13 protein-coding genes are annotated in these 20,065 nt (G+C 72.2%); 11 read left to right on the top strand and 2 right to left on the bottom strand.

Annotated features, from left to right (window positions below; genetic code table 11):
* The first annotated feature begins 8 nt into the window (after nucleotides 1-8).
* A complete protein-coding gene (locus HHX33_RS30270; protein ID WP_182877570.1) occupies nucleotides 9-5,291 on the top strand; it encodes a type I polyketide synthase in 5,283 nt (1,760 codons plus the stop codon).
* 113 nt (nucleotides 5,292-5,404) lie between these two features.
* A complete protein-coding gene (locus HHX33_RS30265; RefSeq protein ID WP_117409917.1) occupies nucleotides 5,405-6,019 on the top strand; it encodes a TetR/AcrR family transcriptional regulator in 615 nt (204 codons plus the stop codon).
* A 93-nt stretch (nucleotides 6,020-6,112) separates the two neighbouring features.
* Here the strand turns inward: HHX33_RS30265 and HHX33_RS30260 are convergent, their stop codons facing one another.
* Both HHX33_RS30260 and HHX33_RS30255 read right to left on the bottom strand, forming a co-directional pair.
* Entirely contained in the window at nucleotides 6,113-7,390 is a 1,278-nt protein-coding gene (locus tag HHX33_RS30260; protein ID WP_117409918.1) for an LLM class flavin-dependent oxidoreductase, read from the bottom strand.
* A gap of 3 nt (nucleotides 7,391-7,393) precedes the next feature.
* On the bottom strand, nucleotides 7,394-8,245 hold the full coding sequence (locus HHX33_RS30255) for a mycofactocin-coupled SDR family oxidoreductase (protein ID WP_117409919.1): 852 nt from the start codon (nucleotides 8,243-8,245) through the stop codon (nucleotides 7,394-7,396).
* A 489-nt stretch (nucleotides 8,246-8,734) separates the two neighbouring features.
* On the opposite strand from HHX33_RS30255, the gene HHX33_RS30250 reads away from it, so the two are divergent.
* The 9 genes from HHX33_RS30250 (at nucleotide 8,735) to HHX33_RS30210 (ending at nucleotide 19,993) form a co-directional block, all read left to right on the top strand.
* Nucleotides 8,735-10,306 carry an MFS transporter gene (locus tag HHX33_RS30250; protein WP_182877569.1) on the top strand — a complete coding sequence of 524 codons (1,572 nt, stop codon included), beginning with the start codon at nucleotides 8,735-8,737 and terminating at the stop codon, nucleotides 10,304-10,306.
* 203 nt (nucleotides 10,307-10,509) lie between these two features.
* Nucleotides 10,510-11,298, top strand: coding sequence for an ABC transporter ATP-binding protein (locus tag HHX33_RS30245; protein WP_138462961.1), 789 nt, complete (start codon nucleotides 10,510-10,512; stop codon nucleotides 11,296-11,298).
* Nucleotides 11,299-11,363: 65 nt separating this feature from the next.
* Nucleotides 11,364-13,835: an FtsX-like permease family protein gene (locus tag HHX33_RS30240; protein WP_182877568.1), complete on the top strand. Its 2,472-nt coding sequence runs from the start codon at nucleotides 11,364-11,366 to the stop codon at nucleotides 13,833-13,835.
* Between the two features lie 262 nt (nucleotides 13,836-14,097).
* The gene (locus tag HHX33_RS30235) at nucleotides 14,098-14,889 is read left to right on the top strand and encodes a thioesterase II family protein (RefSeq protein ID WP_117409923.1); all 792 of its coding nucleotides are present in this window, start codon (nucleotides 14,098-14,100) and stop codon (nucleotides 14,887-14,889) included.
* A gap of 304 nt (nucleotides 14,890-15,193) precedes the next feature.
* Entirely contained in the window at nucleotides 15,194-16,654 is a 1,461-nt protein-coding gene (locus HHX33_RS30230) for an ABC transporter substrate-binding protein (RefSeq protein ID WP_220502370.1), read from the top strand.
* 3 nt (nucleotides 16,655-16,657) lie between these two features.
* Nucleotides 16,658-17,623, top strand: coding sequence for an ABC transporter permease (locus tag HHX33_RS30225; RefSeq protein ID WP_182877566.1), 966 nt, complete (start codon nucleotides 16,658-16,660; stop codon nucleotides 17,621-17,623).
* A complete protein-coding gene (locus HHX33_RS30220; RefSeq protein ID WP_220502369.1) occupies nucleotides 17,620-18,429 on the top strand; it encodes an ABC transporter permease in 810 nt (269 codons plus the stop codon). Before HHX33_RS30225 ends, HHX33_RS30220 begins: the two co-directional genes overlap by 4 nt.
* Nucleotides 18,426-19,223 carry an ABC transporter ATP-binding protein gene (locus HHX33_RS30215; RefSeq protein WP_182877565.1) on the top strand — a complete coding sequence of 266 codons (798 nt, stop codon included), beginning with the start codon at nucleotides 18,426-18,428 and terminating at the stop codon, nucleotides 19,221-19,223. The genes HHX33_RS30220 and HHX33_RS30215 overlap by 4 nt, the downstream gene beginning before the upstream one ends.
* A complete protein-coding gene (locus HHX33_RS30210; protein ID WP_182877564.1) occupies nucleotides 19,220-19,993 on the top strand; it encodes an ABC transporter ATP-binding protein in 774 nt (257 codons plus the stop codon). The genes HHX33_RS30215 and HHX33_RS30210 overlap by 4 nt, the downstream gene beginning before the upstream one ends.
* Nucleotides 19,994-20,065 lie beyond the last annotated feature (72 nt).

The raw sequence follows: 20,065 nt of genomic DNA, 5'->3' as shown, positions 1-20,065 counted from the left end.
AGGGGTACATGGACGTCCCGGTTGAGGAGATTGTCGCGGCGCTGCGGAAATCTCTGCTGGACAACGAGGCGTTGCGGCAGCGCAACGCGGAACTCGCGGCGGCGGCGACCGAGCCGATCGCGATCATCGGTATGGCGTGCCGGTATCCGGGCGGGGTCACCACGCCCGAGGAGCTGTTCCAGCTCGCCGTGGACGGCAGGGACGGGGTGTCCGCCTTCCCGGCCGACCGGGGCTGGGACCTGGAGGGCCTGTACGACCCGGAGCCCGGCAAACCCGGCCACAGCATCGCCCGGGAGGGCGGGTTCCTCTACGACGCGGCGGACTTCGACGCCGACTTCTTCGGCATCTCGCCGCGCGAGGCGCTGACGCTGGACCCGCAGCAACGGCTCCTGCTGGAGGTGAGCTGGGAGGCCTTCGAACGGGCCGGCATCGACCCGGCCTCGCTGAACGGCAGCACCACCGGCGTGTTCGGCGGCGTGATGTACCACGACTACGGGTTCGGCACCAGCGGCGGCAGCGACGTCACCGGCCGGGTGGCGTTCACCCTCGGCCTGCAGGGCCCGGCGGTCACGATCGACACCGCCTGCTCGTCGTCGCTGGTCGCCGTCCACCTGGCCGCCCAGGCGCTGCGTACGGGGGAGTGCTCGCTCGCGCTCGCCGGCGGCGTGACCGTGATGGCCAACCCGGACATGTTCGTCTTCTTCAACACCCAGCGCGGCCTGGCCAGGGACGGCCGGTGCAAGTCGTTCTCCGCCGACGCGGACGGCACGGGCTGCTCCGAGGGCGCCGGCGTCGTGCTGCTGGAGACCCTCTCGAACGCGCGCCGCAACGGGCATCCGGTGCTCGCCGTGCTGCGCGGGTCGGCGATCAACTCCGACGGCGCGTCCAGCGGGATGACCACGCCGAACGGGCCGTCCCAGCAGCGGGTGATCCGCCAGGCGCTGCGCAACGCCGGGCTCTCCCCGGCCGACGTGGACGTGGTCGAGGCCCACGGCACCGGCACCACCCTCGGCGACCCGATCGAGGCGCAGGCCCTGCTCGCCACCTACGGAAGGCAGCGGCCCGAGGACGGCTCACCCCTGCTGATCGGCTCGATCAAGTCGAACCTCGGTCACACCCAGGCCGCGGCGGGCGTCGCCGGGGTCATCAAGATGGTGCAGGCGCTGCGCAACGGGGTGCTCCCGAAGATCCTCCACCTCGACGAGCCGACCCCGCACGTGGACTGGTCGGCCGGCCGGGCGGAGCCGCTGCGGGAGGTGCGGCAGTGGCCGGCCGGCGAGCGGCCGCGCTACGCGGGGGTGTCGTCGTTCGGGATGAGCGGGACCAACGCGCACGTCATCATCGGCGAGGCCCCGGAGGAGCCGCCCGCGCCCGCCCGCCTGCCCCTGCCGGTCGTCCCCCTGCTCGTGTCCGCCCGTACGGAGGAGAGCCTGCGCGCGCAGGCCGGCTCGCTGCGGACCCGCCTGGTCGCCGAGCCGGCCGCCGTGTCGGCGCCGGACCTGCTCGACATCGCCGCCACCCTGGCCACCGGCCGGGCCGTCCACGAACACCGCGCCGTCGTGATCGCCGCGGACCGGGACGAGGCGGTGGCCGGGCTGTCCGCGCTCGCCGACGGCGGCGCCCGGCCGAACCTGTGGCGCGGCGAGGCCGCCGCGCACCGCACCGCCTTCCTGTTCGCCGGGCAGGGGACGCAGCGTCTCGGCATGGGCCGGGAGCTGCACGGCACGTTCGGGGTCTTCGCGTCGGCGTTCGACGAGGCGGTCGCCGCGCTGGAGGGCTGGCTGGCCCGCCCGCTGCGGGAGGTCGTCTGGGGCGGCGACGCGGAGGCGCTGGCCCGGACCGGGTCCGCCCAGCCGGCGCTGTTCGCGCTGGAGGTCGCGCTCTACCGGCTGCTGGAGTCGTTCGGCGTGACGCCCGACTACCTCGCCGGCCACTCGATCGGCGAACTGGCCGCGGCCCACGTCGCCGGTGTGCTGTCCCTGTCCGACGCGGCGCGGCTCGTCGCGGCGCGCGGGACGCTCATGCAGGCGCTGCCCCCGGGCGGCGCGATGATCGCCGTCGCGGCGGCCGAGGAGGAGGTGCTGCCCCTGCTCACCGGCCGGGTCGGCGTCGCCGCCGTCAACGGCCCGGGCTCCGTCGTCGTCTCCGGCGACGCGGAAGAGGCGGAGGCGATCGCCGCCCACTTCGCCGCCCTCGGCCGCAAGACCAGCAGGCTCCGCGTGTCGCACGCGTTCCACTCGCCGCTGATGGAGCCGATGCTCGCCGAGTACGCGGCGGTCGCGGCCGAGATCGCGTACGGCGAGCCGCGCGTCCCCGTCGTGTCCACGGTGACCGGCGAACCGGCGCCCGCCGGCACCTGGTCGGCGGACTATTGGGTGCGGCACGCGCGGGACGCGGTCCGCTTCGCCGACGCCGTCCGCTTCCTGGCCGGCGCCGGAGCCGACCGGTTCGTCGAGATCGGCCCGGACGGCGCGCTCGCCGGCCTGGCGGGGGAGATGCTCGAACCCGGCCGGGCCGAGACCGTCGCCCTGCTCGCCCGCACCGTGCCCGAGACCCGGGCACTGCTCACCGCCCTCGGCCGTCTGCACACCGGCGGCGTGCCCGTCTCCTGGCCCGCGTTGTTCGAGGGCCGCGGCGCGCGCGTGGCGGACCTGCCGACCACCGCCTTCGCCCGCCGCCGCTACTGGTCCGAGGAGGAGTGCGGGACGACCGCGAACGCGACGGGCCTCGGGCAGCGGGCCGTCGACCATCCGCTGCTCACCGCGGTGGTCGCCGTGCCGGACACCGGTGGGCTGCTGCTGACCGGGCGGCTGTCCGCGCAGGCCCAGCCGTGGGTGCCCGACCACGCCATCTCCGGCACCGTGCTGTTCCCCGGGACCGGCCTCGTCGAGCTCGCGATCGCCGCGGGCGACCACGTCGGCTGCCCCACCCTGGACGAGTTCACCCTGCACGCGCCGCTGGTGCTCGGCGACGCGCCGGTCGAGGTGCAGGTGAGTCTCGGCGTGGCGGACGACACCGGCCGCCGGACGGTGACCGTCTACTCCAGGACCGCGGGCGGGCCGCTCGACGCCCCCTGGACCCGGCACGCGCAGGGCGTGCTCTCGGCGGCGGTCGCGCCGGCGCCCGAGCCGGAGCTCGCAGAGTGGCCGCCGCCCGGCGCGGCTCCGGTGGACCTGGACCGCGCGTACGAGCGTCTCGCCGAGCGGGGGTACGACTACGGCCCGGCGTTCCAGGGACTGCGGGCCGCCTGGCGGGACGGCGACGACTGGTTCGCCGAGGTGGTGCTGCCCGAGCACGTGGAACCGGGCCGGTTCGGCATCCACCCGGCGCTGCTCGACGCCGCGATGCACGCCGACCTGCTGGACGAGGACAGCGCGGGGCAGACCCTCCTGCCGTACGCGTGGACGGGGGTGTCGCTGCACGCGACGGGAGCCTCCGCGCTGCGGGTGCGGATCCGCCGCCAGGGCCGTGAGGAGGTCACCGGGGTCCTGGTGGCCGACTGGTCCGGGCGGCCGGTGCTGTCGGTGGACGCGCTGGTCTCCCGCGCCGTGGACGCCGGCGCGCTGCGCACGCCGACCGGCGCGGAGCTGCTGCGGGTGGAGTGGACGAGGCCGGAAGTCCCGCCGCCGGGCGCGGACGCGATCCCCGTCGTGGACGACCTGTCCGAGCTGGGGGCGAGCGTGCCCGAGGTGGTGGCCTTCCGGTGCTTCGGCGACGGTGGCGACGGCGGCGACACCGCGGACGTGCCCGCCGCCGTACGGGCCGCCTGCGGGCGGGCGCTCGGCGCGGTCCAGGCGTGGCTGGCCGACCGGCGGTACGCCGACTCCCGGCTGGTCCTGCTGACCCGGAACGGCGTCCGCGTCCACGACGAGGCGATCGACGTCGGCCAGGCGCCCGTGTGGGGCCTGGCGCGGGCCGCGGCGGCGGAGAACCACGGCCGGTTCGCCGTGGTCGACGTCGACGCGGAGGCCGGCGAGCGGGTGATCGCCGCCGCCGCGGCGTCCGGCGAGCCGGAGGTCGCGGTGCGGGGCGGGGAGATCCTGGTGCCCAGGCTCGCCCGCGTGCCCGCACCCGTGACCGCCGACGCTCTCGCGGCCGAGGACAGGACCCCGTGGCCGGCCACGGGGACGGTGCTGATCACCGGCGGCACGGGCGGGCTCGGCGCCGTGATCGCCCGGCACCTGGTCGCCGAGCACGGCGTGCGGAGCCTGCTGCTCGCCGGCCGGCGCGGCCCCGCCGCGCCCGGCGCGGCGGAACTGGCAGAGGAGCTGCGCGCGCTCGGCGCGGAGGTGTCCGTGGCCGCCTGCGACGTGTCGGACCGGGACGCCGTCGCGGCGCTGCTCGCCGAGGTCCCGCACGAGCGCCCGCTGACCGGCGTCGTGCACGCGGCGGGCGTCGCGGAGAACGCCCTGATCAACACGATCACACCAGCCGACGTCGACCTGTCGCTGCGGGCCAAGGCCGACGGGGCGTGGCATCTGCACGAGCTGACCGCCGGGCTGGACCTGTCGGCGTTCGTCCTCGTCTCCTCGGCCGGCGGCCAGGTGCTCGCCGCCGGACAGGCCGGCTACGCCGCCGCGAACGTCTTCCTCGACGCGCTGGCCGTCCACCGTACGGCGGCGGGCCTGCCCGCGACGTCCATGGCGTTCGGGCTGTGGGACGTCGACACCGGCCTGAGCACGGGGCTCGGCGAGGCCGATCGGCAGCGGATGCGGCGGCAGGGACTGCCGCCGCTGTCACCCTCCGACGGGCTGGCGCTGTTCGACGCCGCGCTGGGCGCCGGCACCCCGGCGCTGGTGCCGTTGCGGGTGGACCAGACCGCGCTCGACGCCCGCACCGACGAGGTGCCCGCGCTGCTGCGCGGCCTGCGCAGCCGGAGGATCCGGCGGGTGGCCGCCGAGGCGGACGGCCGACCGGCCGCCTCGGACCTCGCCGCGAGCCTGGCCGAGCTGGCCCCGGCCGACCGCGAGCGGGTGGTGCTCGACCTGGTGCGCACCCACGCCGCGGCCGTGCTCGGCCACGACAGGAACACGGCGATCGGCCCGGACCGCGGCTTCCTCGACCTCGGCTTCGACTCGCTGAGCGCGCTGGAGCTGCGGAACCGGCTCAACACGGCGACCGGGCACCGGCTGCCCCCCACGCTGATCTTCGACTACCCGACGGCCGCGGCGGTCGCCCGCCACCTGGTGGACCTCTTCGCCGCCAAGCTCCCGGCGCCGGAGGTCGATCTCGGCTCGGCCACCGCCGACGAACTGTTCGCGATCCTCGACAACGAGCTTGAGACGCTGTAACCCATGGTCATGGACCTGCCGGGCGCCCGCTCATCGAGCGGGCGCCCTTTGGCGGCCGCGGATTTTTACGTATGATTAAGACAACTGTATTAGACGGCGTAAGGATTTCGATTATGGGACACCGCGAGGACCTGCTGGAGGGCGCCAAGCGCTGCCTGCGCGAGAAGGGGTACGCCCGTACCACGACCCGTGACATCGTGGCGGTCTCCAATACGAACCTCGCCTCGATCGGGTACCACTTCGGGTCGAAGGAGAACCTGCTCAACGAGGCGCTGATCGATGCCCTCGGGGAGTGGGGCAAGGAGCTGGAGGGCGCGCTCGCCGCGGCCATGAGCCAGGCCGGCGGCGCGCTGGAGCGGTTCGAGTCGATCTGGAGTCGCCTCGTCGAGTTGTTCGCCAACGACCGGGCCCTGTGTGCGGCGAACATCGAGGTGTTCGCGCAGATCGAGCATGTTCCGACCGTGCGCCAGGTGCTCGCCGACGGGCTGGAGCAGGGCAGGGAGGGCCTCGGCCGGCTGTTCGGCACGGTGAGCGAGGACACCGACCAGGAGACCGCCCGCGCCGTCGGGTCGTTCTACCAGGCTCTGGTCACCGGGGTCATGGTCCAGTGGCTGATCGACCCCGGCCGGGCGCCGTCCGGGCACGACCTCACCGCGGCGCTGCGTCAGATCGCCGCCGGCCTGATGTGGAACGGCGGCACCCGGGAGCCCGAACCCGAGCACGTCTGAGCGCCCGGGTTCGTTCTCCCGGGCACATTCGACGGCCGGCAACGACAAAGGCCCGGAAGGTAGCGCCTTCCGGGCCTTCGCCGTGCGACGTGGTCAGTCGTCCTCGTCGTCGGTGTTCTCCAGCATCTCCGCCTGCTCCGCGCTGATCACCACGTGGGAGACGTCGACGGTGGCCGGCTGGTGACGCGAGAGCGCGTCCTTGATCGGCACCTCGAGACGCGCGGCCTTGGCCGCGTCGAGCTCCTCGCGGCGCTCGGCGAACTCGGGCATGACCTCCCGGGCGAACAGCTCCAGCGACTCGCAGATGTGCTCGTGCTTGTTGGCGCCGATCTGCACCTGGAAGATGATCTGGTCGACGCCGACCGCCTCGTACGACCGGACCAGCTCGCGCAGCTGGTCGGGCGTGCCGATGGCCTTGCGGAGGTTGTCGATGCGGGCGAGCAGGTCGGGGTCCATCTCGGCCCGGGTCTCCGGGGGCAGGTGCCGGCTGAAGCCGAAGGCGTCCCGGTTCTCCGCGAAGTCCTTGGCGATGTCGGTGGCGCCCGGCCGGTGCGCGCCGTGCATCCAGTAGTGCAGGAACGAGTACGCGAAGAAGTGGGCGCCGTGCACGCCGCGGTCCAGCGCCGTCTCCTCGTCCTCGTGGCACATGAACGGCATGACCAGCGCGAAGTTGGGGTTGACGGCGTAGCCGGCCGGCACGCACTCCTCGGAGGCGATCAGGTCGTAGTAGGTCTCGACGCGCTCCTTCGCCTCCTCGGGGGAGACGAACGCGAACGACAGGGCGCCCATGCCGTTGCGCGCCGCGTACTCCACCGTCTCGGGCGAGCTGCACGCGACCCACAGCGGCGGGTGGGGCTTCTGCTTGGGCTTGGGCACCACGTTGCGCGGCGGGACGTTGATCCACTGGCCCTGGTGGCCGGTGAACGGCACCTCGGTGAGCATGCGGGTGATCACGTCGATCGCCTCCCGCCACTGCTCGCGCTTCTTGTCCCGCTCGACGTCGAAGGCGCCCACCTCGAGCTGGGTGCTGCCCTGGCCGCTGCCGAAGTCGACCCGGCCGCCGGAGATGAGGTCGAGGGTCGCCAGGCGCTCGGCCACGCGTACGGGGTGGTTCACGTTCGGGGGAATCGAGACGATCCCGTGCGCGAGCCGGATGTTCTTCGTCCTGGCCGCGGCGGCGGCCAGGAAGACCTCGGGGGCGGCCGAGTGGGAGTACTCCTCCATGAAGTGGTGCTCGGTCTCCCACACGTAGTCGTAGCCGAGGCGGTCCGCGAGCTCGATCTGCTCAAGGGACTCCTTGAGCACCCGCTCCTCGCTGTCCTCGGTCCACGGCTTCGGCACCTGGTGGTGGTAGAACAACCCAAAGCGCATGACTTACCACACGCCCCTCTTGAGCAGGGCACCGGCGTCGATCTTGAACTGGTTGCCGGTGACGTAGCGGGACTCGTCCGACGCGAGGTAGACGACCGCGTGCGAGACGTCGGACGGGTCCAGGCACGGGATGGGCATGCCGTGGATCATGGCGAAGGAGGCGTTGCCCTCCTCCCGGGTCGGGTGCTCCAGGTCCGGCCGGAACAGCCGCCACACGGACTCGTTCTGGATCATGTCGGTGTCGACGTTGGTCGGGTGGATGGCGTTGACCCGCCGGCCCGAGGGCGCGAGCTGGAGCGCCAGCGTGTTCACGTACTGGATCAGCGTGGACTTGGCCAGGCTGTATCCGAGGCCGCCGGGGCCCATCGGGCCCGGGTCCCCGCGGTCGGGGATCAGGCCCACCATGGAGCCGACCACGATGACCGACGCGGTCTCGCTCAGGTGCGGCAACGTGGCGTGAATCGTGTTGATCACGCCGACCAGGTTGATGTCGACGGTGTCGGTGAACGCGGTCAGCGGCCGGTCCGGCCCGAGGACGCTGATCCCGGCGTTGGGGATCACGACGTCCAGCCTGCCCAGCTCCGCCACACCGTCGTCGATCGCGTTCTGCAGTTCGGCGCGGTCGCGGACGTCCACCTGCCGGCTGAAGATCCGGCGGCCGGTCTGCTCGACCAGGCGGACGGTCTCCTTCAGGTCTTCGACAGTGGCCATCGGATACTGGGCGACCTCAATGTCCGTGCAGGCGTCCAGCGCGATGATGTCGGCGCCTTCCTCCGCCAGCCGGACGGCGTGGCTGCGTCCCTGCCCACGCGCCGCACCGGTGATCGCAACGACCTTGCCTTCCACGCGGCCCATACGGCCCTCCTGTGGTATGTGCGTCAAGGAATCTCCCGAACAGGATGTCGTGCCGGGCATGTCCGTCGCGTCCCGCAAGCACCCCTGTCATCGTCGCCAGGCCTCGCCGCGCGGTAGGGGTGCGCCGGGCGCCGGACCCCTACTACACCCCTGACCTGTGCCTTTTGCCTTCAGATCGTCGTGACGGCGTGGTTGTCTTGCGGTGCGGAACCCGTGTTCACCTCCCTGTCACCCCCCGGGTGACGAGACGGAGCGACGACATGATCGTGATTCCCGCCGTCCTGTCCGAGAGCCCTGGGCGTCCGGTCCACCGGCCGATCGCGGCGCCGGACCCGGTGCTCTCGGCGTCGAGGTCGCCGCCCGCCGGCGGTGCGCCTCACGCGGCTCGCGGTCGTGCCGCCTGCCTGCTCGCTCCTCGGCATCACAGGCGCTCGGGCGCCTCGGCAACTCGGTCTATACAAGGGTCTAATACGGACGTATGATTAAATCATGACTACTAAACAACTCGCCGGACGCAAGGAATGGCTGGCGCTCGTCGCTCTCGCGGTGCCGCCCCTGCTGGTCGCCATCGACATCACGGTGCTCTACTTCGCCGTCCCGTCCATCGCGGCAGACCTCAAGCCCACCAGCACGCAGCAGCTGTGGATCATCGACATCTACGGGTTCGTGCTGGCCGGCATGCTCTTGACCATGGGTAACCTCGGCGACCTGTTCGGCCGCCGGCGCACCCTGATGATCGGTTGCACCATCTTCGGGCTCGCGTCCCTCGGCTCGGCGTTCGCCACGAGCCCCGAGATGCTGATCGTGTGCCGCGCGGTGCAGGGCCTGGGCGGAGCGGCGCTGATGCCGTCCTCGCTCGCGTTGCTGCCGGTCATCTTCACCGACGACAAGCAGCGCCGCACCGCCATCACGGTGTTCTCGCTGGCCATCTCGGCCGGCGCGGGCTTCGGCCCGGTGCTGAGCGGCGTGCTGCTGAACAACTTCTGGTGGGGCTCGATCTTCCTGATCAACGCTCCGATCATCGCGATCCTGCTGATCGCGATGCCGTTCCTCGTCCCCGCCTTCCGGCTGCCGCGCGACCAGGTCGGCCAGTTCGACTGGCTCAGCGCGCTGCTGTCGCTGGTGGCGGTGCTCAGCGTGATCTGGGGTGTCAAGGAGCTCGCGATCAACGGCGTGGAGGCGGTCCCGCTCGGCGCGGTCGTCGGCGGCCTCGTGCTCGCGGTGATCTTCGTGGTGCGGCAGCGTCACCTGACCCACCCCATGATCGACCCGAAGCTGTTCAAGACCCGCGGCTTCCTGCCGGTGCTGACGGTCAGCGCCACCGGGTTCTTCCTGGTCATCGGGTTCTCGGTGTTCACCACGCAGTTCCTGATGGAGGTCATCGGCCTGCGGCCGCTGCCGGCCGCGCTGTGGTCGATGGCGTCCCCGGTGATCTCGGGCAGCCTCGTGCCGGTCGCCATGGGCATGGTCGACAAGGTCAAGCCCGCCTACCTGATGGCGTCCGGGTTCCTGCTCGCCGCGATCGGCTTCGGCATCATGACCCAGGTGACCGCCGACAGCGGCATCTTCCTGGTCGTGAGCGGCATCGTGGGCATCGGCGTCGGCACCGCGCTGCTGTTCGCCCTGCTGACCGACATGGCGGTCGCGATCTCCCCGCCGCGGCAGGTCGGCGCGGTCTCCGCGCTCACCAAGACGCTGCAGGAGTTCGGCGGCGCACTCGGCCTGGCGATCTTCGGCACCATCGGCGCCGCGATCTACCGGAACTACCTGGGCACCCGGATCGACGGCGTGCCGGCCGAGGCCGTGCGCGCCGCCCGGCAGACCATGGGTGGCGCGGTCGCCGTGACCCAGTCGCTGGCGCCCGACGCCGCGCGAGCGCTGCTCGCGGTCGCCCGTGAGGCGTTCGCCAAGGCGACCAGCCTCACCGCGATCCTCGGCATCGTGATCGCGCTCGTGTCGGCCGTGCTGCTGGTCACCCGGCTGAGCCACGTCACGTACACGAAGGAAGGAGAGGAGGTGCTCCCCGGGCCGGTCACTCCCGAGGTCCCCACCACGATTTGACCGGCACGACGCGGCGGCCGGCGAGCCCCACCCGAACCCCACCCTCGCCGTTCGGCCCGCGCACAGGGGTCCGGCTTTCACCGGCACCGCCGGAAAGCCGGACCCCTCTTCCCTCTCGGCGTCTTCGATCCCGGCGTTCCATCTCGGCCCGCGGCGACGTCCAGTGCATCCCCACACGACACACGAGCATGTGAGGAGTTCACATGAGCAGTCGGCAATCCCCGACGCCGCATGCGGTGTCGCTGTCCGGAATTCGCAAGGTCTACGGCACGGGCGACAACAGCGTGGTCGCGCTCGAATCCGTTACGGTGAACTTCGAACGGCGCACGCTCACCGCGGTGATGGGCCCGTCGGGTTCCGGCAAGACGACCCTGCTGCACTGCGCGGCGGGGCTCGACGAGCCCACCGAGGGATCGGTGAAGCTCGACGGCCAGGAGATCACCGGTCTCAGCGAGACCGCCCTGACCCTGCTGCGGCGGGACAAGGTCGGATTCATCTTCCAGGCGTTCAACCTGATGCCCGCGCTGACCGCCGAGCAGAACGTGGTCCTGCCGCTGCGGCTGGCCGGACGCAAGATCGACAAGGCCAAGGCGAGGGACGTCCTGACCCAGGTGGGCCTGGGCGACCGGGCCGGCCACCGGCCGAGCGAGCTGTCCGGCGGACAGCAGCAGCGCGTGGCCATCGCCAGGGCGCTCGTGGCCAGCCCGGCCGTGATCTTCGCCGACGAGCCCACGGGCTCGCTGGATTCCAAGACCGCCCGCGAGATCCTCGAACTGCTGCGTGAGTCGGTGCGCCTCTACGACCAGACCGTGGTGATGGTCACCCACGACCCCGTCGCCGCGTCCTACGCCGACCGCGTGGTGTTCCTCGTCGACGGGTCGGTGGTCACCGAGATGGCCAACCCCACGGCCGAGTCGGTCGCCGAGCAGCTCACCCGGCTGGGCGAGTGGGCGAAGCAGCGGTCGGTCGCGCGCGCGGAGGGCGGTCGCTGATGTTCCAGCTTGCCCGGAGAACCCTCCGCTATCGGTGGGGGGGATATGTCGCGACCTTCATCGGGATGTTCTTCTGCAGCATGATGCTGGTCGCCGCGGGCGGGATGATGGAGACCGGCCTGCGGCAGACCGTCCTGCCCCAGCGCCTCGCGGGGGCGGACGTGGTGGTCGCGGGCGACCCGCGCTACATCCTGGCCGACAACCCGGTCGGCGCGCTCAACGAACGCGTGCAGGTCGACCGCGACCTGGTGACCAAGCTCGCCGCACTCCCCGGCGTGAAAGCGGCCATCCCCGACGTCGCCTTCGACACCTTCGTGCTCCGCGACGGCAGCCCCGTCGACACGGAGGCCCACGGGCGTGACTGGGGATCCGCGGTGCTCAGCCCCTACTCCATCGGCGCGGGCGCCGCTCCGCAGCGTGCGGGGGAGGTCGCGCTCGACACCGACACCGCGCGCCGGATCGGGGTGTCCGCCGGAGACAAGATCAAGATCGGCGCGCACGGCGCCGTCGGCGAGTTCACCGTCACGGGCATCGTCGCCCCGGCGCAGCCGACGACCGAGCGCTCCATCTTCTTCACCGGCCCGGACGTCCAGCGGCTCGCGCGGGATCCCGCCCGGGTCGACACGATCTCCCTCGTCGCCCAGCCCGGCACCGACGCCGCCGCGCTCAGCGCGAAGGCCACGGCGGCCGTGGGCGGCCCCGGCATCGCGGTCCTCACCGGGAACGACCGCGGCAACGCCGAGTTCCCCGCCTCCCTCGAAGTCCACGACCTGATCCTGATCGCCGGCATCTTCGTCGCGCTGTCGCTGGTCGCCGGGCTGCTCGCGGTCGCATCCACGCTCTCGCTGGTCGCCAGCAACCGGGAGCGGGAGATCGCGGTGCTGCGCGCGATCGGCGCCACGCCCTGGCAGACCCGCAGGATGATCCTCGCGGAGGCGCTGGTGGTGTCGCTGCTGGCGACCACGCTCTCCGTCCTGCCGGGATGGTTCGTCGGCGAGTTCCTGTACCGGATGGTGGTCAGGATCGGCGTGGCCCCCGAAGAACTGTCCTACGAGCGCGGATGGGTGCTCCCGGTCATCGCGTACGTGCTGGCCGTGGCGACCTCGCTCGGCGCCGGCCTGATCACCGGGAAGCGGGCCCTGCGCGCCCGGCCCACCGCCGCGATGGCCGGCACCGACACGGCGGTCAAGCGGACCGGCTGGGTCCGGCGGATCATCGGCCTGGTGCTCTTCGCCTACAGCGGCGGGCTGGTCTTCGTCGCGCTGAACCTGGTCACCGGACCCTTCATCGCGGGCCCGGCCAACTGGGCGGCCATCCTGTTCGCACTCGGCGTGATGCTCCTCGGCCGGGACATCACCCGGGTCCTGGTCGCCGTGCTCACCCCGCCGCTGCGGCGGATGTCTTCGGTGTCGGGCTACCTCGCCGCGCTGAACGCCAGGGCGCGGGTGCCGCAACTGGCCGCGGTCATCACCCCGATCATGCTCATGACCTCGGTCGCCACCGCCACCACCTACGTCATCACGACGGAGGCGGCGTCGATCAACATCTACACCGAGAGCCTGGCCGGCAACGTCATCATCAAGGCGCCGCCGGGCGGGTTCGGCCCGGAGGCCCTGCCCAAGATCCGCGAGGTGGCCGGGGTCGCGGCGGCGTCGGAGTTCACCGCGAGCGCCGGGTTCGTCGACGACCCGCCGGACCCGCGGGCCGGCGCGGACCTCGGCGGCTGGCAGTTCAAGGGCTTCACCGCCGACGCCGCCGAGAAGGTGGGCGCGGCCACGATGACCGCGGGCTCGCTCACCGAGCTGAAGGGCGACACCGTCGTCATCAACGACGTCTACTCGAAGGAGCTGAAGAGGGGCGTCGGCGACACGATCACGCTGCGCCTCGGCGACAACTCCAGGGTGAACGTCAAGATCGTGGGGCTGATGTCGGAGAAGGTGAGCTTCGAGTCGATCATTCTGCCGATCGACCTGCTGTCCAAGCACACCACCACCGGCCTGCCGCTGTACATCCTCGCCGCGCCCCAGCCCGGGACGTCGGTCGCGCAGCTGTCGGCCGCGCTGAGCGGCGTCGTCGCCGCCTTCCCCGGGGCGCAGATCGTCGACAGATACACCCTGCGCGGGTCGTTCGAGCACCACCTCGGCGCGGAGGAGCTGGTCAACTACCTCTTCCTCGCGCTGCTGATGGGCTTCATCGCGATCTCCGTGATCAACACGCTGTTCCTGGCGACCGGCCACCGCAGGCGCGAGTTCGGCCTGCAGCGGCTCATCGGCGCCACCCGGAGGCAGGTGCTGCGGATGACGGCGGTGGAGGGCGCCCTGACGGCGCTGATCGGCATCGGCCTCGGCGCCGTCATCGCGCCGCTCGCGTTCGTGACGTTCGCCCTCGGGCGTACGGGCAAGTTCGTGCCGGCGGGGTCGCCGCTGATATTCCTGCTGATCGCAGGGGCGGCGGCGGTCCTGACCCTGGGCGGCACCCTGGTCGCGGTGCTGCGGACCCTGCGGAACCGGCCGCTGGAGGCCGCCCTGCCCACCTGACCGCCGGAGAGGAGTCATTCGCGCATAATCCTGAATTCAGCCAGACCTAATTCAATGGGTACGGCATCGCGGGTGCCCCGCGACGCCGTACCCATGCTGTTTTCCGGATAAGGGGACGCGCGCCGGTGTTTAGGGGCGAATCTCCGGTGGCGCCGCCGCTCCCGCACGGTTTCAATGAATGACGCGGCATACCCTCGGCCCGTCCTCCTGGCGGCGGGGGAGACGCCGCCCGGCGTGCGACGACGAAGGGGAGCTGAGTGAGATGTCAGAACTGAACGGAAGCGACGGCTGGGTCCGGAGGTTCCACCCGGCGCCGCGCGCCGCCGCCCGCCTGATCTGCTTCCCGCACGCGGGCGGGGCCTCGACGTACTTCTTCCCGGTGTCCAGGACGCTCTCGCCGGGCATCGAGGTGCTGGCCATCCAGTATCCCGGCCGGCAGGACCGGCGAACCGAGCCGCTGATCGACGACCTGCACGTGCTGGCCGACGTGCTGGCGCCCGTGGTGAAGCCCTGGTGCGACGGCCCGCCCGTCTACCTGTACGGCCACAGCATGGGCGCGACCCTGGCCTTCGAGGTCGGCGTGCGGCTGACGCAGGAGGGAGCGGCCCCCCGCGCACTGGTGGTGTCGGGGCGCCGGGCGCCTTCGACCTTCCGCGACGAGCGGGTGCACCTGCTGAGCGACGACGACTTCATCCGCGACCTCGACCGGCTTTCGGGCACCGACCCGCGGCTCTTCGAGGACCCGCAGGTGGTGGAGATGATCCTCCCGGCGCTGCGCAACGACTACCGGGCGGCGGAGACCTATCGCTACCGGCCGGGGCCCCGGCTCGACTGCCCGGTGGTGGCGCTGATCGGGGACGAGGACGCCCAGGTCACGGTCGAGGAGGCGCGTGTCTGGAGCGAGCACACCACCGGCCGGTTCGACCTCGGCGTCTACCGGGGCGGGCACTTCTTCATCAACGACCACGCCGCCGACGTCATGCGAGTGATCCGTGAGGTCGCCGCCGGTCGCACGCCGGCGCTGCCCGGCCAGGCCATCGCGCTGCGGGGGTGACCGGGCGCCGTTCACCGCGCCGCACCACACCGCGCCGTACCACACTGTGCCGCCCGGACGGGGCCGGGCGGGCCAGGTGAATGCCCACCTTTACCTGCCGAATTGCGGAAAACGCTAACCGAGGGCCCGCCGGGTGGTTCGGCGGCTTGTACCACTTGACACTTTCCTCCACGCGCGCCTCTTGACTCCACGGGGATTTTCGCAGGCTGTCCTATGGTCAGACGGGGCGACAAGGCGCAAGAATGACCCGGGGTATGCAATGGGGGGAAAGTTGAAATTTCAGATAAGGCGCCTTACCGTCGCCATGTCCGTCGTCATGCTCTCGGTCGCGGCCTGCGTTTCATCTCCCGGCGGCGGCGCGTCCGCTTCCTGTGCCCTGTCCATCGGGTCCCTCTACGAACCGCAGAACCTGGACAACGCCGGCGGCGGGGGACAGGGCGCGGCGGAGGCGCTGGCCGGCAACGTCTACGAGGCGCTTTTCCGCCTCACCGAGGCGGGTGCCGTCGAGAAGTCGCTGGCCTCCGAATACACCGTCAGCCCGGACGGCCTCACCTACACCTTCGCGCTGCGTCAGGGCGTCCGCTTCCACTCCGGAACCCCGATGACCTCCGCCGACGTCCGGCACAGCCTGCGGCGCATCCTCGCCGGGACGTCCACGTCCTCGCGCAAGAACTCCCTCGACATGATCAAGAGCGTCGACGCGCCGGACGACCACACCGTCGTGGTCCGGCTCTCCAGCAGGTCGATCTCGCTCATCTACAACCTCAGCCAGGTGTGGATCGTCAACCACACGCTGGCCGATCCGAAGACCGCGGAGGACGGCACCGGTCCCTACCGCCTCGCGTCCTGGAAGCGCGGCGCCACGCTGACCATGGAGCGATTCGGCGGCTACTGGGGGGCGTCGCCCAAATGCGGGCAGGTGACGTTCCGCTACTACACCGAGGCGGCGGCGCTCAACAACGCGCTGCTGTCCGGCGCGGTCGACGTGGTCACCAGCGTGCAGAGCCCGGACGCGCTGGCGCCGTTCTCCGACACCTCGGCGTTCCGGATCACCGAGGGCACGTCCACCACCAAGCTCCTGCTCGCCTTCAACTGCCGGCGCGCGCCCTTCGACAAGCCGCTGGTCCGCAGGGCCGTCAGCGCAGCGATCGACGACGCGAAACTGCTGCGGTCGATCTGGGGCGACCGCGGCATGGTGATCGGCTCGATGGTGCCGCCCGCCGATCCCTGGTATGAGGACCTGAGCGGGAAGAACGCCTACGACGTGGAGGCGGCGAAGCGGATGCTCGCCGAGGCGGGCTATCCCGGCGGCTTCCCGATGACCCTCGACACCCCGCAGTACGACCCGCACCCGACCATCGCCGAGTTCGTGAAGTCGGAACTGGCCAAGGTCGGCATCACGGTGACGATCAACATCATCAGCGCGGACGAGTGGTACTCCCGCGTCTTCCAGCACCACGACTTCGCCGCGACTCTCCAGGAGCATGTCAACGACCGCGACATCCGCTACTACGGCGACCCCGGCTTCTACTGGGGCTACGACAACCCCGAGGTCTCCGACCTGATCAGGAGGTCGGAGTCCGCGAAGACCACGCGGGAGCAGACCGAACTGCTCCGGCGGGCCAACCACGAGATCGTCGAGGACGCCGCCAGCGACTGGCTCTACCTCAATCCGCAGATCGTCGTCGCGTCCGCCCGCGTGACCGGATACGCCGCCAACGCGGTCCAGGCGCAGTTCCCCGTCTACGGGATCGACAAGCGCTGACCGATGGCCGCCTATCTCGTCCGCAGGGCGATCCTGCTGGCACTGTCGCTGGCCGTCTCCAGCGTGGCGCTGTTCGTGCTGCTCCGGGTGCTTCCCGGCGACCCGGCGAACGCGCTGCTCGACATGGGCGCCACCCCGGCACAGGCCGCCGCCGCCCGGCACGAGCTCGGCACCGACCTGCCGCCGGCCCAGCAGTTCGGGGGGTGGCTCCGGGACCTGGCGCGGCTGGACCTCGGCCGGTCGCTGGTCAGCTCCCTGCCCGTGGCGTCCGAGATAGCCGGGCGGCTGCACGTCACCGTGCCTCTCACAGTGCTGGCCTTCCTGCTGGCCGTGCTGATCGCGGTGCCCACGGGATTCCTCGTCGCGCTGCGCAGGGGCACCTGGTACGGCACACTGCTGGCGGGGGTGAGTCAGCTGGGTCTCGCCGTGCCGGTCTTCTGGGTGGGCATGCTGCTCGTCACCGTGTTCGCGCTGCGGCTGCGGTGGCTGCCGGCCGGCGGCTTCCCGGCCGAGGACTGGGCGGCCCCGGCCGCCGCGCTCACCTCGCTCCTGCTGCCCGTGGCCACCATCGCGCTGGTCATGTCGGCCTCGCTGACCCGCTACGTCCACTCCGCCGCGCTGGACGTGCTCGACAGCGACTACCTACGGACCGCCAGGGCGCTCGGCGCCCCGCTCCGTGCCGCGCTCTGGCGGCACGGGCTGCGCAACGCCGCCGCGCCCGTGGTGCCGATCCTCGCCATCGAACTGGCCAGCACGTTCCTGGGGGCGGTCGTCGTGGAGAACGTCTTCGCGCTGCCGGGACTCGGCAGCATGCTGGTGCGGGCGTTCGCCCAGCACGACTATCCCGTCATCCAGGGTGTCCTGACGCTGAGCACGGCCGCCGTGCTCACGATCGGCTTCGTGGCCGACACGGCCCAGCGCCTCATCGACCCGCGGCTGCGCCGTACCGCGACGGGAACGTCCGCGTGAGGTCGCGGGCGCTGGTCGCGGGCTGCGTCCTGCTGGGCGGGGTGGTCGCGATCGCGATGGTCTCGGCGCTGTGGACGCCGTACGACCCGGCCGACACGTCGGGCGGCAGGCTGGAGCCGCCGGGCCCGGAGCACTGGCTGGGCACCGATCGGCTGGGGCGGGACCTGCTCACCCAGCTCATGATCGGCGCCCGGGTGGCGCTGTCGATCGGGGCCGGGGCGGTGGCCCTCGGCGGGGCGCTCGGCCTGCTGGCCGGGATCGCGGCCGGCTTCGCCGTGCGGTGGCTGGACGACATGATGGCGGTGGTGCTGGACCTCCTGATCGCCTTCCCGACGCTGCTGCTGGCCATGCTGGTGATCGCGGCCAGGCGGGGATCGCTGCTGTCCGCCGTGACCGCCATCGGGCTGGCGATGACCGCCGTGGTGGCCAGGCCGGCCAGGCAGCAGGTGAAGCGGGTGCTGGCGCAGGACTACGTGACGGCGGCCCGCACCTCCGGCACGTCCTGGCCGGGGATCGTCGCCGGGCACGTGCTGCCCAACATCTGGCCCGCGCTCGCCGTGAACCTCGCCCTCCAGCTCGGCCGGGCCGTCCTGGCCGAGGCCGGCCTGTCCTATCTGGGCCTCGGCCCGCCGCCGCCGAACGCCTCCTGGGGACACATGCTGCGAGAGGCCCAGGCCACGGTCCTGGTCGCGCCCGGTGACATCGTCGCCCCGGGACTGCTCCTCGTCCTCCTGGTGATCGGCGTCAACCTGCTGGCCGACGGCGTCCGCGAGGTCGCCGACCCGCTGCTGCGGGGGCGCTGGTGAGCCTGCTCGAAGCCGGGAACCTGACGGTGCGCACGGCGGACGGCCGCGAACTGCTGCGCGACCTGTCCTTCCGCCTGGCCAGGGGGGACCGGCTCGGGCTGATCGGGGAGTCCGGCGCCGGCAAGTCCCTGACCGTGCTCGCGATCGTCGGCCTGTTGCCGGCCGGCATGACCGCCTCGGGCCGGGTCCTCCTGGACGGCGAGCCCATCCTCGGCGCGCCCGAGCGGGTGCTGAACACGGTCAGGGGCCGCCGCGTCGCCGTCGTCTTCCAGGACCCGCTCGCCGCCCTGGACCCCCTGATGCGCGTCGGCGCGCAGGTCGCCGAGCCGCTGCGACGCCACCGGGGTCTGCGCGGGGCCGCCGCGCGGCGCGCGGTCCTGGAGGCGCTGACGGAGGTGCGGCTGAGCGACCCGGACCGCATCGCCCGGTCCTATCCCCACGAGATCTCCGGCGGCCAGCGCCAGCGGGCGGCGATGGCCATGGCGCTGGCCTGCGAACCGTCGTTCCTGATCGCGGACGAGCCCACGGCCGCGCTGGACGGCACGGTCCAGGCGGAGATGCTCGCGCTGCTGGAGCGGCTGGTGGCGGCTCGCGGCATGGGGCTGCTGTTCGTCGGCCACGACCTGGCCGTGGTGGCCCGGGTCAGCCGCCGGATCCTGGTGCTGGAGCGGGGCAGGGCGGTGGAGGAGGGCGAGGTCGGGGACGTGCTGCGGGCGCCGTCGCACCCGCACACCCGGGACCTCGTGTCGGCCGCCCGGCGGCTGCACGGAGCGCTGGAGCGGATGCTGCCGTGACGTCGCCTCCTCCTGTTCTCGGCGTACGCGACCTGGGCTTCGCCTACCGGCGTGGTCCCGCCGTGCTCAGCGACGTCTCCTTCGAGGTCACCGCGGGCCGCGGGCTGGCCCTGGTGGGGGAGTCGGGAGCGGGCAAGACCACGCTGGTCCGCCTCATGCTGGGGCTGATGCGGCCCCGCACCGGGCAGGTGCTCCTCGACGGCCTGCCGTTGCGCGGACGGATGCGGGCGCTCCGGCACGCGGTGCAGCCGGTCTTCCAGGACCCGTACTCCTCGCTGGACCCGCGGCTGCGGGTGGACCGGATCGTCGGAGAGCCTCTGCGTTCGCTCGGCGTCGCCCGCGGCGCGGCGGCGACGGCCATGGTCGAGGAGGCGCTGCGCTCGGTGGGACTGCCCGCGGACGCCGCCCGTCGCTATCCCCACGAGTTCTCCGGCGGGCAGCGGCAGCGGATAGCGATAGCGCGGGCGATAGCGGCCTCCCCCCGGGTGCTGCTGGCCGACGAGCCGGTCAGCGCCCTGGACACCGCCACCCGGGTACGGCTCCTCGATCTGCTCGCCGACCTGCGGGAAAGCAGGCGGCTGACCGTGGTGCTCGTCTCCCACGACCTGGCCGTCGTGGCCGCGTTGTGCGAGGAGACCGTGGTCCTCGACCGGGGCCGGGTGGTCGAGCGCGGGGCCACCGCCGAGGTGCTCGGATCGCCGCGTCATCCCTGCACACGGCGCCTCGTGGCCGCGGCGCCGCGGCTCCCGCGAGCTCTAAACCCGCCCTGACCTCTAAAAAGCCGATTCAATAACGGAAGGATGGCGGCCTTTCCTACCTTTAAGGCGTCGGACAGAGTTCCC

The sequence above is a fragment of the Microbispora sp. H10670 genome (assembly GCF_014161385.1).
Classification (GTDB): Bacteria; Actinomycetota; Actinomycetes; order Streptosporangiales; family Streptosporangiaceae; genus Microbispora; species Microbispora triticiradicis.
The sequence above is the reverse complement of the archived record's forward strand: the minus strand, read 5'-3'. Positions and strand labels throughout refer to the sequence as shown.

Bases quoted from the DNA above. Each gene is read 5' to 3' on its own strand.
- HHX33_RS30235 (WP_117409923.1), top strand. From the start codon at position 14,098: ATGTCAGAACTGAACGGAAGCGACGGCTGGGTCCGGAGGTTCCACCCG.
- HHX33_RS30225 (WP_182877566.1), top strand. From the start codon at position 16,658: ATGGCCGCCTATCTCGTCCGCAGGGCGATCCTGCTGGCACTGTCGCTG.
- HHX33_RS30265 (WP_117409917.1), top strand. From the start codon at position 5,405: ATGGGACACCGCGAGGACCTGCTGGAGGGCGCCAAGCGCTGCCTGCGC.
- HHX33_RS30245 (WP_138462961.1), top strand. From the start codon at position 10,510: ATGAGCAGTCGGCAATCCCCGACGCCGCATGCGGTGTCGCTGTCCGGA.
- HHX33_RS30260 (WP_117409918.1), bottom strand. From the start codon at position 7,390: ATGCGCTTTGGGTTGTTCTACCACCACCAGGTGCCGAAGCCGTGGACC.
- HHX33_RS30240 (WP_182877568.1), top strand. From the start codon at position 11,364: ATGTTCTTCTGCAGCATGATGCTGGTCGCCGCGGGCGGGATGATGGAG.
- HHX33_RS30230 (WP_220502370.1), top strand. From the start codon at position 15,194: ATGTCCGTCGTCATGCTCTCGGTCGCGGCCTGCGTTTCATCTCCCGGC.
- HHX33_RS30270 (WP_182877570.1), top strand. From the start codon at position 9: ATGGACGTCCCGGTTGAGGAGATTGTCGCGGCGCTGCGGAAATCTCTG.
- HHX33_RS30250 (WP_182877569.1), top strand. From the start codon at position 8,735: ATGACTACTAAACAACTCGCCGGACGCAAGGAATGGCTGGCGCTCGTC.
- HHX33_RS30255 (WP_117409919.1), bottom strand. From the start codon at position 8,245: ATGGGCCGCGTGGAAGGCAAGGTCGTTGCGATCACCGGTGCGGCGCGT.